The following is a 15,094-nucleotide window of genomic DNA, read 5'->3' as shown; positions in this document are numbered from 1 at the left end:
ATTGCATCAGTAAATATACAGTTCGGAATTTTGACAAATACGGCAGAAGCTTGCCAGCCTTAGCTTCTGCAACTTATAACTAGAGAAGGTTTATTATGAAAAAGACACTACTCGCGCTAGCTCTGATTGGCGCATCAGCTACAGCTTCTGCGGACTCTTGGATTTACGGCAGCGCAAGTGTGGGTCAAGCGGATCTGGGCAATGAATCATCAACCTCGTACAACGTTCACGTTGGTACAGGCATTCTTCCATTCATCGGCTTGGAAGCGGGTTACCAAAACTTTGGTGATTTCGACAATGTGAATTACGGTGGTGTAGTACGCGATCTTGAAGGTTCAGCTGTTTACTTCGCAGCAAAACCAAGCATCGATTTTGGTCCGCTTCACATTTACGCAAAAGCGGGTATTCACTCTTACGAACTGACTGGCCGTAATAGCGATTTCAAAGAAGACGAAATTGACATGATGTACGGTGTTGGCGCTGAGTACTTTGTAATGGGTCCAATTTCACTAGGCGCAAGCTACAACGTATTCTCAATGAAAGAAGAAGACGTTAAGAACTTCTCTCTTAACGCGACTTTCCACTTCCTATAATCAATAGGATAGAATGACTTAAAGCCTGACTCCGGTCAGGCTTTTTTTTGCCAACTCGATAGGGAAACGGTTTCTATCTTTACCAACTAGCGATAGTCTAGTGAGGCATTGTTAAGCGAACCCCGCTGCAATTTGATAATCACAAGGCCGTGTTATGCAATCGCAAATCCCAGTTCGTAACGATTCAGCATCGACAGCGACGTTTTCAAAACCTGACAACAAGAATCTCAGCATATTGCTAGAGTTAATGACCTTCATCAGACCATATAAGCTCAAAGTGGCGGCGGCGCTGATTGCTCTCGTTTTTACCGCCTCGTTGACACTGGCAGTCGGCCAAGGGGTAAGAGTATTAATCGACCAAGGATTTGCTCAGCAGTCGATTGAAGAGCTCAATAGCGCGATCGTTTTTATCTTACTTATCACACTGCTCATTTCCGTGGGGACATTTTTCCGTTTTTATCTTGTGTCATCAGTGGGTGAGCGCGTCAGCGCCGACATCCGCCTCGCGGTGTTTAATCATGTTATCACGCTACACCCGAGCTATTTCGAGACCAATGGCAGTGGTGACATCATGTCTCGTATCACCACCGATACTACCTTGCTGCAAAGTATCATCGGCTCCTCCTTCTCTATGGCAATGCGCAGTGCGTTAATGTGTGTGGGGGCAATCATCATGCTGTTTGCCACCAACATCAAACTGACTTTGATCGTGCTTGCTAGCGTGCCTTTTATACTGGTGCCAATCCTATTTTATGGGCGCAAAGTTCGTGCATTATCTCGTCAGAGTCAGGACTCGATGGCCGACGTAGGCAGCTACGCTGGAGAAGCGATTGAACAAATAAAAACCGTACAAAGCTACAGCCGAGAATCCCAAGAGACAGCATTTTTTGCCAATCAAGTTGAACGTGCTTACTCCATTGGTCGTAAACGGGTAAAGCAGCGAGCGATACTCATTTCTGGCGTTATCGTCATCGTTTTCAGCGCGATATCGGGCATGTTGTGGGTTGGCGGTAGCGATGTGATTAACGGGGCAATGAGTGCTGGCGATCTCGCTGCATTTGTGTTCTATGCCATCATGGTGGCATCTTCACTTGCCACGATTTCAGAAGTGATGGGGGAGCTACAACGCGCCGCAGGTGCAACGGAACGTTTGATAGAGATTCTTCAGGTAGAAAGCCACATTACCGCGCCTGCTGAAACTAAGCGGATCCCCGCCCAACTCAGCGCCGATGTGACCTTCGAGGCAGTTAACTTTCATTACCCTTCAAGACCGGATCAAGCGGCACTGAGCCAGCTCAATTTAGCCGTAGAAGAAGGGAAAGTACTCGCTTTGGTCGGGCCTTCTGGCGCTGGCAAAACGACGCTGTTCGAACTTCTCCAGCGATTCTATGACCCTCAGAGTGGACGAGTAACGTTAGGGGGAGTCGATGTGCGTGATTTCACGCCGAGCGATTTGCGCCAAAGAATGGCGTTGGTACCGCAACAGCCAGCCCTTTTTAGTCATGATGTTTTTCACAATATCCGCTACGGCAATCCTCAAGCGACGGATGAGCAAGTCATCGCTGCCGCTAAACAGGCGCACGCTCATGAATTTATTGTCGATTTGCCACAGGGCTATAACAGCTTTTTGGGCGAGCGGGGCGTACGCCTTTCGGGCGGGCAACGACAACGAATTGCAATCGCGCGAGCGATTCTAAAAGATCCCAACATTTTGCTGTTAGATGAAGCGACCAGTGCACTAGATAGCGAGAGTGAACATCACGTTCAACGCGCATTGGAAGAACTAATGCAAGGGCGCACAACCATCATCATTGCTCACCGTCTCTCGACAATCAAACACGCAGATAAGATTGCGGTACTTGATCAAGGCAAATTGGTTGATGTTGGCAACCACGACTCACTGATGAAGAGTTGTGAGCTTTACCAGCGTCTGGTTGAGCTGCAATTCAAACCCCTTCACTGACAATAGTTATGCTTGGTTTAAGCCTGTTGATTGAGTTTGCACGTATACAAGGGTAAAACCCGCAGAGAAGTATTATGGCGACAAAACAGAGAAACATACCTACACACAGAATATCGCGCTTTGGCAAGCTTGCCTCTTTAGCCACGCGTGTCGCCGGCAACGTGCTGAGTGAATATTCATCGTCTTGTCACGCCATATCTGACACTCTAAGTGAGCATGGAATCATAATGTTCTGGTCATAGCTTCGCAGGTTCTCAAAGTATGACAGACACAAAAAAGCCACTCTTTTGAGTGGCTTTCTATTAACTGAATATCGAGAAGCATCAAGCTTGTTGCTGTTTCATCTCTTGTTGTGCTTCTTCTTCAATAAGCGCGTCGACGATAACTGCACACGCTGCATCACCAGTGATGTTAAGTGCTGTACGAATCATATCGAAGATACGGTCTAGAGCGAACAGTAGCGGTAGACCTTCAATTGGAATACCAGCAGCCAGAAGAACAGCGACAACAAGGAAAGAAGGACCTGGAACACCCGCCTGGCCAACCGCACCCAGTGTAGAGGTCACGATGATCGCGATGTAAGCGCCGATACCTAGGTCGATATTGAATAGCTGAGCAAAGAAGATTGCCACTAGACCGTAGTAAATTGCGTTACCAGACATGTTGATGGTTGCACCTAGAGGCAGAACAAACGACGCGGTAGAGTTTCTTACGCCTAGTTCATTTTCAACGGTATCCATTGTTACAGGAAGCGTCGCCATAGATGACGCTGTTGATAGTGCAACCGCTTGTGGTTTCTTCATAGCAACAAGGAATTTTTTCGCTGAAGTCTTAGTGAAGATATGCACCATTAATGGGTAAGCGATGAAGCCGAAGATCATGATAGCGGCAACGTAAACAACGAATAGTTTGAAGACGACCATCAGCGCGCCAAAACCAAACGTACCGACCGCTTCAGCCATCAGACCGAATACACCAATTGGAGCAATGATCATGACTTTGTTGATCATCCATACCATTGCATCAACAATACAGTTCACGCCATTCATGATTGGTTCGCGACGCTCTTTTGACTGCTTAGAAATTGCAATACCAAAGAACATACAGAAAACCAGAATCTGAAGGATGTTTGCTTCGTTAAGTGATTGGAAAACGTTAGTTGGGATCATACCAGTAATGGTTGCCCAGAAAGTAGGTAGCTCACCTTTAGAAGCGTATTCTGCTGAGAACATGCCTTCAACGCCTGATACGTCGATGCCAAGTCCAGGCTTGAATACTTCACCCATAAACAGCGCAAGTGCAACGGCTAATGCTGAAGTTAGACCGAAGTAACCTAAAGTTACTAGACCCACTTTACCAGCAGACTGGCTGTTACCTAGGCCTGCCGCACCTGAGATCAGGGCAACCGCAACTAAAGGAATAACCAGCATTTTGATTAGGTTAATAAAAATCGCACCAAGTGGAGCGAACATGGTAGCGCTGTCACCCATGAAGGCACCAACGGCAGTACCCAGGATCATGGCAATAACGACTTGTACGCCAATGTTGCTTAGTAAATTCTTTTGTTTTAACACTTCCATAACCTCTGTGCTAAGAAAATTTAAATTCCTAGAATTACCCACCAAGAGAAAACTTGTAATTGGATAATAATTTCGTCGTGAGTTGTACACTTAATTTTTACATTTAGCAATATCGAACAGGGCATGTTGAACGGATTATTCGATGATTTATTGACGAGTGCTAATTTTTTGCTCAATAGCAACCGTTTGCTATTTGATGTGGTGATGGTTTGGGGTGAAATGATTGCTTATTTCAGTTGTTTAGCAGTGGCAACAAAGGGTGGGGTTTGTTAAAAAAAAGATCAGCTTTTTATGCTTGATAAGAAGCTGATCTCATAGAAGTTTAGATGGCTAACACGTTACTTATGTGTTGCTGACTTCATTGAAGAAACAAAGTTTGCCAGTTGATTTAACATTTGTTGTGGGTCATCAAGGTTATTTTCGATGGTTTTGACCACCGCCGAGCCCGAAATCGCCCCCGCAGCACCAGATTCAATCGCCTGCTTTACCTGAGCGGGTTCTGAAATACCAAATCCTAGCAACGCTGGTGGCGCATCAAAGCGTTTTAGTTTCTCTAGCATGTCACCCACGGGCATGTTGGCTTTGGTTTCTGCACCAGTAACACCAGCTCGAGAAAGTAGATAGGTATAGCCACCACCCAGTTGAGAAACTTGCTTAAGCGTCTCGTCACTCGCTGTTGGCGGTGCGATAAAAATTGGATGAATGCCAAACTTTTCAGCCGCAGCGACAAACTCGCTACTTTCGTTGGTCGGAACGTCTGCGATAAGCACAGAGTCAATACCTGCATTCGCGCAGCGTTGGTAGAAGTTATCTATCCCACGTGAGTAAACTAGGTTCGCGTACATAAGCAGACCAATTGGTAGATCTGGATATTTGCTACGAATCTTCGCGATCATATCAAAGCAGATATCAGGTGTTGCACTCGCCTCAAGAGCACGAATGTTCGCTCCTTGAATGGTAGGGCCGTCTGCCAGAGGATCTGAGAATGGAATACCTAACTCAAGGGCATCTGCACCAGACTCAACCAAGGTTTCCATGATTTTGAATGACTGCTCAGGATTAGGATCGCAAACCGTTACGAACGGAACGAAAGCACCTTGATTGGCATCGTTTAAGCGCGTGAATAGCTTTTCATAACGGTTCATTAGATCGCTCCTTTTTGTTGCAGAATGTCATGGACAGTGAAAATATCTTTATCGCCACGACCAGAAAGGTTTACCACAAGTAATTGCTCTTTTTCAGGGTTTTCACGTGCCATTCGTAACGCGTGAGCTAATGCGTGAGATGATTCTAACGCTGGAATAATCCCTTCGTTACGTGCTAGCTCTTGAAATGCTTCCAGCGCTTCATCATCCGTTACGTTATCGTATTCAGCTCGACCAATAGCGTTCAAGTAAGCATGCTGTGGACCTACAGAAGGGAAGTCTAGGCCGGCAGAGACAGAGTACGACTCTTCAACTTGGCCATGCTCATCCTGCATCAAGGGGGCTTTCATACCAAAGAAGATACCTGTTTTACCATGTTTCAGTGGTGCGCCATGTTGGTCAGTATCGATACCCTTACCAGCAGGTTCAACACCGATCAGGCGAACACTCTCTTCTTCAATGAAATCGGCAAACATCCCAATAGCGTTTGAACCGCCTCCGACACAGGCGATGACCGCATCTGGGAGACGTCCTTCACGAGCCAAAATCTGGTTTTTGGTCTCTTCACCGATCATGTGTTGGAACTCGCGCACTATGGTTGGGAATGGGTGAGGGCCTGCCGCAGTGCCAAGGAGGTAGTGTGCTTCTTCATAACTGGCAGACCAGTCACGCAATGCTTCGTTACAAGCGTCTTTGAGCGTCGCTGAGCCAGAGTGAACTGGAATGACTTCTGCTCCCATAAGTTTCATGCGGAATACGTTAGGGCTTTGACGTTCGACGTCTTTCGCACCCATGTAAACACGGCACTTGAGACCAAGCAATGCACATGCAAGAGCGGTAGCAACACCGTGTTGACCTGCACCGGTTTCCGCGATGATTTCGTGCTTACCCATGCGTTTTGCCAGCAGGGCTTGTCCTAACACTTGGTTAGTTTTGTGTGCACCACCGTGCAGTAGATCTTCACGTTTTAGGTAAAGTTTGGTTTTGGTGCCTTTGGTTAAGTTACGCGTCAAGGTCAAGGCAGTCGGACGGCCTGCATACTCTTGGAGCAGAGACATGAATTCGCTTTGGAACTCAGGGTCTTGTTGTGCGCCGATAAATGCTTGTTCAAGCTGATCCAGAGCTGGAACGAGAATTTGTGGTACATACTGACCACCATATTCGCCAAAGTAGGCATCAAGTTTTGCCATGGTGTTTAATTCCTTTAATTTTGTCCAACGTGAAGTAACTCACGTCGCTGATAATTTAGTAGTTTCTAATCGCAATAAAAGCTTGTTCGAGTTTGTCTGCGTCTTTTTTACCCGGGGAGTGTTCCACGCCTGAGTTAAGGTCGAGTCCAAGGCATCCTTGCTCGGCCGCTTTTTGAGCGTTGAAAGGAGTGATACCGCCCGCGAGCATGACTTTGGATGGGTCGCCAATTAACGACCAGTCGAACACTAGGCCAGTCCCGCCAACTTGCGCACCGACTTTGGTATCGAGTAAATGGCGGTCGATGTTTTCACTCAGTAGGACAGGAACGGATTGACTCACACCATACGCTTTCCAAATTTCTACTTGTGGTGGCAGTGCGGACTTCAGTTGATTTACAAATGCTTGGTCTTCACTACCATGCAATTGAACAGCGGCTAAACCCAGTTCACACACGGTGTCGACTATGGTTTCTAGACGATGATTTTGGAACACGCCGACATAATTGAGCGGGGCTCCGCTCATTGTCAGACGTGCGCTTTCCTGATCGACGTAGCGTGGAGACTGTTCAACAAAAATTAATCCGCCAAAAACGGCACCAGATTGATAGGCTTTCGCGGCATCGTTAGGGTGGGTGAGCCCACAGACTTTGTTCTCGCCCATGGTCACTTTACGAACTGCAAGTTCTAAGTCATCTTCAGCCATTAATGAACTGCCAATCAAGAAACCATCGGCATATTGGCTAAGGTCACGAACTTGTTGATGAGTATAAATTCCTGATTCAGAGATAATAACGGCATCAGGTGCGAGCTCACGGATGGTTGGAGCAAGTTGTTTGGTGCGGTTCAAATCCGTTGTAAGGTCGCGTAGGTTACGGTTGTTAATGCCAATCACTTTTGCGCCTAATGCGACAGCACGTTGCAACTCTTCCTCATTGCTAACTTCGGTCAGGACACCCATATCAAGAGAGTGAGCGACTTCAGCTAACTCAACATATTCGTTGTCATCCAATACCGATAACATCAGCAGGATGGCATCAGCGAAGTAGTGGCGTGCAAGGTAAACCTGATAGCGATCAATCATGAAGTCTTTACACAGAATAGGCTGCTTGGCTTGCTTCCTCACCTGAGGTAAAAACTCAAAGTTACCTTGGAAGTACTTCTCATCAGTCAGTACTGAGATTGCATCCGCATGGTTGTTATAAACATTAGCAATGTAATCTAGGTCGAACTCTGCACGGATTAAGCCTTTAGAAGGAGATGCCTTCTTACATTCCGTAATAAAGACGGTTTTTTGTTGATTGAGCGCCTGATAGAAACTGCGATCAGATGCAACCAGTGTATCTTTGAAGGAGGCTAAGGGTTGGGCTTGCTTACGTTCAGCGACCCATTGATGCTTGTCTCTAACAATTTTTGCCAATACTTCTGCCATCTCAGCTTCTTTCACTGAAACGTGCTCGGATAATTTATCTTTCACCTGAGTCATTGTGCTTACCTTGTACTGCCGTTGTTATGCATGTGCTGCGAGTTGCTGAACTAACTGATACGCCTTACCGGAGTTCATCGCTTCGATGGCTTGTTGTGTGTTGGCTTTGAGATCTTCATGACCAAATAAACGCATCAAAAGCGCCACGTTGACGGCTACAGCACCTAGCTGAGCGTCGGTTCCCTTACCAGTCAGCATATTGGTAATGATCGCACGGTTTTCTTCAGGAGATCCCCCCTTGATCGCTTCAAGAGGGTGCGCCTCAAGACCAAAGTCAGCTGGTGTCAGGCTGTACTCATGGATCTGACCATCTTTAATCTCAGCGACGGTGGTTTTGCCATGAATCGCCACTTCATCTAAGCCGCTACCGTGGACAACCGCGGCGCGTTTCATACCCATCTGCAACATGGTTTCTGCGATAGGGCGAACCAGCTCCTCACTATAGACGCCCATCAGCTCAATGTTAGGGCGAGCTGGGTTAATCAACGGGCCTAAAATGTTAAAGATGGTTCGAGTTTTCATGGTTTGGCGAACAGGCATTGCGTGGCGAACACCAAGGTGGTATTGCGGCGCAAATAAAAATGCTACGCCTAGAGTATCGACCGCAGCTCGCGTGTCTTCGGCGCTCATTGCTAAGTTGATACCGAATGAATCAAGCAGATCTGAACTGCCTGATTTACTAGAGACACTGCGGTTGCCGTGCTTTGCCACTTTTAATCCACATGCCGCTGCCACAAATGCCGCTGTGGTAGAAATGTTGATTGTGTCGTGACCGTCTCCCCCTGTGCCGACGATGTCAGCAAAGTCGTAGTCTGGGCGTGGAAATGGATTGGCGTTAGCGAGCAAAGCCTTAGCAGCGCCAGCGATCTCGTCGGGTGTTTCACCTTTGATTTTCAGAGCGGTCAATGCTGCCGCCATTAAAATAGGGTCTAACTCGCCGCGAATAATCACGTCAAATAACTGCTGGCTCTCTTGCTGAGTTAACGACTGCTGTTCGTAGAGCTTACTAATAATCTGTTCCATGATTCTCTTCCTTATTTATTGTTCTTTTCTAGAGCCCATTCAATGGCATTCGCAAGCAATGTTGCGCCATATGTTGTCATGATTGACTCAGGGTGGAACTGGAATCCACATACCTTGTCTTGTTCTTGTACTACAGACATAACCAAACCATCAACCTCTGCGGTAATAGTCAGCGTTTCAGGCACCTTGGTTGCGACAAGTGAATGGTAGCGTGCAATCGCCAACGGTGATGGCAGTCCTTGGTAAGTCGCATGGTTTTCGTGCTCCATCATCGAAACTTTACCGTGGATGATTTCGCCCGCGCCCGCGACAATGCCGCCGTAGGCTTCCACAATGGCTTGGTGCCCGAGACAGATGCCAATCATTGGCACCTTACCTTTTAAGCGCTGAAGAATCTCAGGCATCGAGCCAGCTTCAGAGGGTGCGCCCGGCCCAGGTGATAAGAGTACGACGGGATTCTCGAGTTCGGCAACGGCGCTTTCAATCGCTTGGGCAGAAATGCTATTGCGGTATACCGTGACCTGATGACCAAGAGAGCGAAATTGGTCAACCAAGTTATAAGTGAACGAATCAAAGTTGTCGATGAATATGATATTTGCCATCTCGATGCTACTCCTTGTGTGCTGCTTGAATAGCAGAGATTACTGCTTGTGCCTTGCCGCGCGTTTCATCGGCTTCGCTTTGTGGGTCAGAATCAAATACCACCCCTGCGCCAGCCTGAACCTGTGCAATGCCATTTTCAACATACGCAGAACGAATAACGATACAAGTATCCAGCGTACCTTCGCCCGTTAGATAGCCCACCGCACCACCGTAACTGCCACGTCGGGCTTGTTCGACATCGCGGATTAACTGCATTGCGCGAATTTTAGGAGCGCCGGTTAGTGTTCCCATATTCATGCAAGCCTGGTAAGCGTGTAGGGCATCCAAGTCATCGCGAAGTTGCCCAACCACGCGAGACACTAAGTGCATGACATGGCTATAGCGATCAACTTTCAACAGATCGGCAACGTGACGTGTACCTGGTTGAGAGATACGTGCTACGTCGTTTCGTGCTAAGTCGACTAGCATCATATGCTCAGCGTTCTCTTTTTTATCGGTACGCAGCTCAAGTTCAATTCGACTATCGAGATCGAAATCAATCTCTCCGTTTGCGCGTTTGCCACGGCGACGAGTACCGGCAATAGGGTATATCTCGATTTGATTGGTATGAGTTTCGTATTTAAGTGCGCTTTCTGGTGACGCGCCGAACAGAGTAAACAACTCATCTTGCATGTAGAACATGTAAGGACTTGGGTTGCTTTGCTTCAGTGCTTTGTAAGCGGCAAGAGGCGACGGGCAAGGTAATGTGAAGCGGCGAGAAGGTACAACCTGAAACACATCTCCCTTGACGACATATTCTTTAAGGTCGCGAACAATCTGGCAGAAGTCTTGATCAGATATACTTGGTGTCGCGGTGGTATCGCTGACCAACGTCGCTTTTGGTAATGGCTTGAGCTCTGCACACTGTTGGCGGATAGAGTCAAGGCGTCGCTCTAGTTGAGTTGGATTCGAAGTGTCCGCAAATAGTGTCGCTTGCAGTTCACAAGATTGCTTCTGATGATCGACCACGAGCAGGGTTTCGGCCACATAGAACACATAATCTGGGCATTGATTCGTCGCTTCTGCATCGCCTAAGGGTTCGAAATTCGCCACAAGATCATAGGCAAACAGACCGCCGATAAAAATGGCGTGTTTGTGTAGCGAGTCGATATCAAAGCTATGTTGAATCAAACGTAAGGCATCAAATGATGAGGCCTCACGCAGACGAGAATCCTCGTCAATCGTGTCACAAGGCGTTGTAAAATGGAGGACCAACTGATTGCCATCAAACGAGTGTTCGATATTCGCTTGGATATTGTTGGTGAGGTGAGTAAGTAGATTTTTACCGTTCTCCGTTAAGGCTGTCATGGCCACGGTATGGCCAAAACAGACAATGCGAACAGCTGAATCTACGATAAGCAGACTTTGCAGATCCTGTTTCGAATCAATTTCTGCCGACTCTAACAGTAAGCTATCACTTTTGTGTTCACATAAGGTGTGAAACAACTGTGTTGGATCTTCGGCATAAGGTGCGGTGGTTCGAAGCAGTTCGATAGCGCCTAGCTTTTTGATTTCAATGGCCTTGTTCACCAGACCTCCTTATCTCTAAAAATAGTTTCCTGCCTACATAGTCGCATAAAGCGCACAGTCGCCCAATCAAGTTTCGGTTAAATTTGTCCATTGTTTGAGCAGTTAGATGTGAGACAGATTACAAAACAAAAAAGCCCGCTTCGGCAGCGGGCTTTTGAACATGATTTTCACTTATTAAAAGTACACGTTAGCCCACCAAGAACTTGTCCAAGTGCGCCACCAAGCAAGATCTACTGCTCTATTATTAATAGAGTGAGCAGTAACTTTTGCTTTTTGCTTTTGTTGGATGTCTTGTAACATAGTGAGCCTTAAATCAGGTACTTCGTATTTGTGTACTAGTTAACTAGTGCAGAGGTAAAAAGTCAACAAAAAAAACTAAAATTATGCGAATTGATTTACATAGTCACACTACAGCCTCAGACGGACGATTACCTCCCAATGAATTAATCGATAGAGCATTGAGCTTTCAGCTTGAAGTTTTAGCGATCACTGACCATGACACGGTCGATGCACTGGAGCCTGCGCATCAGTACATAAAGCAAAATAATTTACCGCTGACACTGATCAACGGGATTGAAATTTCCACTGTGTGGCAAAACAAAGATATCCATATTGTTGGATTAAACATCGATCCCCACTCTCCAGCGCTCACTGACTTGATTGAGCAGCAAAAGAAGCATCGAGAAGGTCGTGCGGAACTGATCGCCAGCAGGTTGGCTAAAGCCACTCGAGAAGGCGTGTTGGAAGAGGTGAAGGTTATTGCAGGCGATGCACCAATTACCCGAGCGCACTTTGCCAAATGGCTGGTGGATAACCAATATGCGAAGACCATGCAGCAGGTCTTTAAAAAGTACCTAACTCGTAACAATCCAGGGTACGTGCCCCCAACATGGTGCTCGATGAAAGACGCGATTGACGCGATTCATCAAGCTGGAGGGCATGCGGTACTCGCGCATCCGGGGCGCTATGATCTAACGGCAAAGTGGATCAAGCGTCTGTTAACAGCCTTTACTGAAGCCGGTGGTGACGCGATGGAAGTCGCACAGCCGCAACAAGCTCAACAAGAAAGGCGCAACTTGGCAGATTATGCTATACAATACAAACTATTAGCTTCGCAAGGTAGCGACTTCCATTATCCATCTCCTTGGATGGAGCTAGGTCGAAATTTATGGTTGCCATCGGGTGTTGAACCCGTATGGAAGGATTGGGGCATTGAACCTTCGGCAACAGATTCAGCCCATATTGAATAACTATAGAGTCGAGAGACTCGATAATGAGGAATTACAATGAGCCAGTTTTTTTACGTTCATCCAGAAAACCCACAGGCTCGCTTGATCAATCAGGCTGTAGCAATCATTCGTAACGGCGGGGTAGTGGTTTACCCGACCGATTCAGGCTACGCACTTGGTTGTCAGCTTGAAAATAAACAAGCATTGGAGCGTATCTGTCAGATACGTCGCTTGAACGACAAGCACAACTTTACTCTATTATGTCGTGACCTGTCAGAGATCTCTTTATACGCTCGAGTAGACAACACAGCATTTCGCCTACTCAAGAATAATACACCGGGGCCTTACACTTTTATCTTTAAAGGGACTAAGGAAGTACCACGTCGCCTAATGAATGCAAAGCGTAAGACGATCGGTATTCGTATTCCAGACAACCGCATTGCGCTTGATCTACTTGAAGCGTTAGGTGAACCATTGATGTCGACTTCTCTTATCCTACCGGGTAACGAAGTGACGGAATCTGATCCAGAAGATATCCGCGATAAGTTGGAACATGCGGTTGACTGCATCCTTAACGGTGGTTATTTGGGTGAACAACCAACCACTGTGGTTGATTTTAGTGAAGACGAACCTGTGATTGCCCGTGTGGGTACTGGAGATCCTGCACCGTTCGAGTAATCAAAAGTACGTGATTTTTAGCACACTTTTTGCGATAATGTGCGACCGCGATTTTTGGTCGCACTTGTTTATTCGACGTCTGAGAAGACGACACATAGGTAGATAAATGAACGAAAAACTACAGAAAGTATTAGCCCGAGCTGGTCATGGCTCTCGTCGCGAACTAGAAGCTTTGATTAAAGCAGGTCGCGTGAGTGTGAACGGTGTCGTTGCTAAGCTTGGTGAACGACTAGAAGATGAAAACGCAGTTGTGCGTATCGATGGTCATACTGTTTCTGCTAAAGCGCAGGAAGAAGTGATCTGTCGAGTACTCGCATATTACAAGCCAGAAGGTGAACTGTGTACTCGTCATGACCCAGAAGGTCGTCGTACTGTATTTGACCGTTTGCCTAAAATCCGTGGCTCTCGCTGGATTTCAGTTGGCCGTTTAGATGCCAACACATCAGGACTTCTGCTTTTCACAACAGATGGTGAATTGGCAAACCGCTTGATGCACCCAAGTCGTCAAGTAGAGCGTGAATACTTAGTACGTGTCTTCGGCGAAGTAACGGAACAAAAAGTGAAGAATCTAGTTCGCGGTGTTGAACTAGAAGATGGTATGGCGCGTTTCGAAGACGTTGTTTACGCGGGTGGTGATGGTATGAACCACACTTTCTACGTAGCCATCAACGAAGGTCGTAACCGTGAGGTTCGTCGTTTGTGGGAATCTCAAGATACCACGGTTAGCCGCCTTAAACGTGTACGCTACGGTGATATCTACCTAGATAAGAAATTGCCTCGTGGCGGCTGGATGGAACTGGATCTTAAAGAAGTAAACTACCTACGTGAATTGGTAGAACTTCGTCCTGAACGTCAAACGCTTCTTGATGAGAGCAAATCAAACTCATCACGTAAACGTGAGCGTTCACGCAGCCAAAAAATCCGTCGTGCGGTTAAACGTCACGAAGAGCGCGTGAACAGTACTGGTGGGCGTAGCAACAACCCATCACGTCGTAAACCGAAGAAAAGCTCAGGTCAGCAAGGTGTTCGTAATAAACAGCGTTAATTGAACGTTGAGATTTTAAAACACAACTCCTATCACTTACAGTGGTTTGAACGCACTGGATAGCGAACCATACGCTTACAAACGGCCCTCAATTGGGGCCGTTTTTCGTTCTATCGTGTTACAGCCAATACCCGCTATCAGCCAAACGACCGATGCAGCAGGCAGTTACCCGCTCATTGATGTATCGGACGGCGGTTGAGGTTAAAGTACAGAGGTATCGAGCCTTCCATCGACCTCTCTGTAGCAGTGGGGTATTTTCTGATTTTTCATCATTTGTGATGGTTCACAGTCTCCTCGGTGCATTTCTTGCTTCCGGGCAACTTTTTGCTCGATCTGGGCAAGATCTTGCTCGATTCGAGCAAAAAGTTGCCCAGCTCGTATATTAACAAATGCTTAAATTGTTGAAATATATACATTTTCATTTTGGCACGCTTTTTGATTAAGAGTGAGTGTTATTACACAACCTCTAAGGATTTTACTATGCCAACTCCATGTTATATTTCTATCGACGGTGAAACTCAGGGTCTGATCACGGCAGGCGCCTGTACGGCTGACTCTATCGGTGACTCTTATGTAGAAGGTCACGAAGACGAGATGCTGGTTCAGAAGTTTGACCACGTTATTTCGGTTCCGACCGATCCTCAATCTGGTCAACCTTCTGGTCAACGCGTCCATAAACCCTTCAAGTTTACTGTCACTCTCAACAAAGCCGTACCACTGCTGTACAACGCACTTTCTTCTGGTGAGAAGATGAAGAACGTAGAGCTTAAATGGTACCGCACCTCTATCGAAGGCAAACAAGAGAACTTCTTCACCACTAAGCTAGAAAACGCGTCTATCGTCGATATCCAGTGTGAGATGCCACACTGTCAAGATCCGTCGATGTCCGACTTCACGCAAAATCTAACGGTCTCAATGTCGTACCGTAAGATCACTTGGGATCACGTCAACGCAGGTACGTCTGGTTCAGATGATTGGCGTAAACCTATCGAA

The 15,094-nt window shown here is 46.8% G+C and carries 15 protein-coding genes and 1 other annotated feature; of the genes, 7 read left to right on the top strand and 8 right to left on the bottom strand.

The window, feature by feature from the left end; translation table 11 throughout:
- The first annotated feature begins 95 nt into the window (after window positions 1–95).
- Both DA100_RS17295 and DA100_RS17290 read left to right on the top strand, forming a co-directional pair.
- A complete protein-coding gene (locus DA100_RS17295) occupies window positions 96–593 on the top strand; it encodes a porin family protein (protein WP_138973263.1) in 498 nt (165 codons plus the stop codon).
- A gap of 154 nt (window positions 594–747) precedes the next feature.
- Window positions 748–2,556 carry an ABC transporter ATP-binding protein/permease gene (locus DA100_RS17290; RefSeq protein WP_171052248.1) on the top strand — a complete coding sequence of 603 codons (1,809 nt, stop codon included), beginning with the start codon at window positions 748–750 and terminating at the stop codon, window positions 2,554–2,556.
- A gap of 323 nt (window positions 2,557–2,879) precedes the next feature.
- On the opposite strand, the gene DA100_RS17285 is transcribed toward DA100_RS17290, so the two are convergent.
- Window positions 2,880–4,136 (bottom strand): dicarboxylate/amino acid:cation symporter, encoded by a 1,257-nt coding sequence (locus DA100_RS17285; RefSeq protein ID WP_138973262.1) that lies wholly within the window; start codon window positions 4,134–4,136, stop codon window positions 2,880–2,882.
- A gap of 123 nt (window positions 4,137–4,259) precedes the next feature.
- Between DA100_RS17285 and DA100_RS21065 the strand changes: the two genes are divergently transcribed.
- The gene (locus DA100_RS21065; protein WP_171052247.1) at window positions 4,260–4,409 is read left to right on the top strand and encodes a hypothetical protein; all 150 of its coding nucleotides are present in this window, start codon (window positions 4,260–4,262) and stop codon (window positions 4,407–4,409) included.
- A 65-nt stretch (window positions 4,410–4,474) separates the two neighbouring features.
- On the opposite strand, the gene trpA is transcribed toward DA100_RS21065, so the two are convergent.
- The 7 genes from trpA to DA100_RS17250 form a co-directional block, all read right to left on the bottom strand.
- The gene (trpA, locus tag DA100_RS17280) at window positions 4,475–5,281 is read right to left on the bottom strand and encodes a tryptophan synthase subunit alpha (protein WP_138973261.1); all 807 of its coding nucleotides are present in this window, start codon (window positions 5,279–5,281) and stop codon (window positions 4,475–4,477) included.
- Window positions 5,281–6,471: a tryptophan synthase subunit beta gene (gene trpB, locus DA100_RS17275; protein ID WP_138973260.1), complete on the bottom strand. Its 1,191-nt coding sequence runs from the start codon at window positions 6,469–6,471 to the stop codon at window positions 5,281–5,283. Before trpB ends, trpA begins: the two co-directional genes overlap by 1 nt.
- Before the next feature lie 55 nt (window positions 6,472–6,526).
- Window positions 6,527–7,954 carry a bifunctional indole-3-glycerol-phosphate synthase TrpC/phosphoribosylanthranilate isomerase TrpF gene (gene trpCF, locus DA100_RS17270; RefSeq protein ID WP_138973259.1) on the bottom strand — a complete coding sequence of 476 codons (1,428 nt, stop codon included), beginning with the start codon at window positions 7,952–7,954 and terminating at the stop codon, window positions 6,527–6,529.
- Window positions 7,955–7,978: 24 nt separating this feature from the next.
- A complete protein-coding gene (gene trpD / locus DA100_RS17265; protein ID WP_138973258.1) occupies window positions 7,979–8,977 on the bottom strand; it encodes an anthranilate phosphoribosyltransferase in 999 nt (332 codons plus the stop codon).
- 11 nt (window positions 8,978–8,988) lie between these two features.
- Window positions 8,989–9,579, bottom strand: coding sequence for an aminodeoxychorismate/anthranilate synthase component II (locus DA100_RS17260; RefSeq protein ID WP_138973257.1), 591 nt, complete (start codon window positions 9,577–9,579; stop codon window positions 8,989–8,991).
- A 7-nt stretch (window positions 9,580–9,586) separates the two neighbouring features.
- Complete coding sequence (locus DA100_RS17255; RefSeq protein WP_138973256.1) at window positions 9,587–11,149, bottom strand: anthranilate synthase component 1; 1,563 nt, start codon at window positions 11,147–11,149, stop codon at window positions 9,587–9,589.
- Window positions 11,150–11,274: 125 nt separating this feature from the next.
- Window positions 11,275–11,377 (bottom strand) — a sequence feature (Trp leader region).
- Window positions 11,324–11,449, bottom strand: a complete 126-nt coding sequence (locus tag DA100_RS17250; protein WP_138973255.1) for a Trp operon leader peptide — start codon at window positions 11,447–11,449, stop codon at window positions 11,324–11,326. It overlaps the preceding feature by 54 nt.
- A gap of 83 nt (window positions 11,450–11,532) precedes the next feature.
- Here DA100_RS17250 and DA100_RS17245 point away from each other — a divergent pair, with 83 nt between their 5' ends.
- From DA100_RS17245 to DA100_RS17230, 4 genes are all read left to right on the top strand, one after another.
- Window positions 11,533–12,399, top strand: a complete 867-nt coding sequence (locus DA100_RS17245) for a PHP domain-containing protein (protein WP_138973254.1) — start codon at window positions 11,533–11,535, stop codon at window positions 12,397–12,399.
- A 36-nt stretch (window positions 12,400–12,435) separates the two neighbouring features.
- Window positions 12,436–13,056 (top strand): L-threonylcarbamoyladenylate synthase, encoded by a 621-nt coding sequence (locus DA100_RS17240; protein ID WP_138973253.1) that lies wholly within the window; start codon window positions 12,436–12,438, stop codon window positions 13,054–13,056.
- Between the two features lie 106 nt (window positions 13,057–13,162).
- Window positions 13,163–14,101 (top strand): 23S rRNA pseudouridine(2605) synthase RluB, encoded by a 939-nt coding sequence (rluB, locus tag DA100_RS17235; protein WP_138973252.1) that lies wholly within the window; start codon window positions 13,163–13,165, stop codon window positions 14,099–14,101.
- A 480-nt stretch (window positions 14,102–14,581) separates the two neighbouring features.
- A partial coding sequence (locus tag DA100_RS17230; RefSeq protein WP_138973251.1) for an Hcp family type VI secretion system effector occupies window positions 14,582–15,094 on the top strand: 513 nt, incomplete at its 3' end.

This window comes from Vibrio sp. Hep-1b-8 (assembly GCF_006124995.1).
In the GTDB taxonomy this organism is placed as follows: domain Bacteria; phylum Pseudomonadota; class Gammaproteobacteria; order Enterobacterales; family Vibrionaceae; genus Vibrio.
The sequence above is the reverse complement of the archived record's forward strand: the minus strand, read 5'-3'. Positions and strand labels throughout refer to the sequence as shown.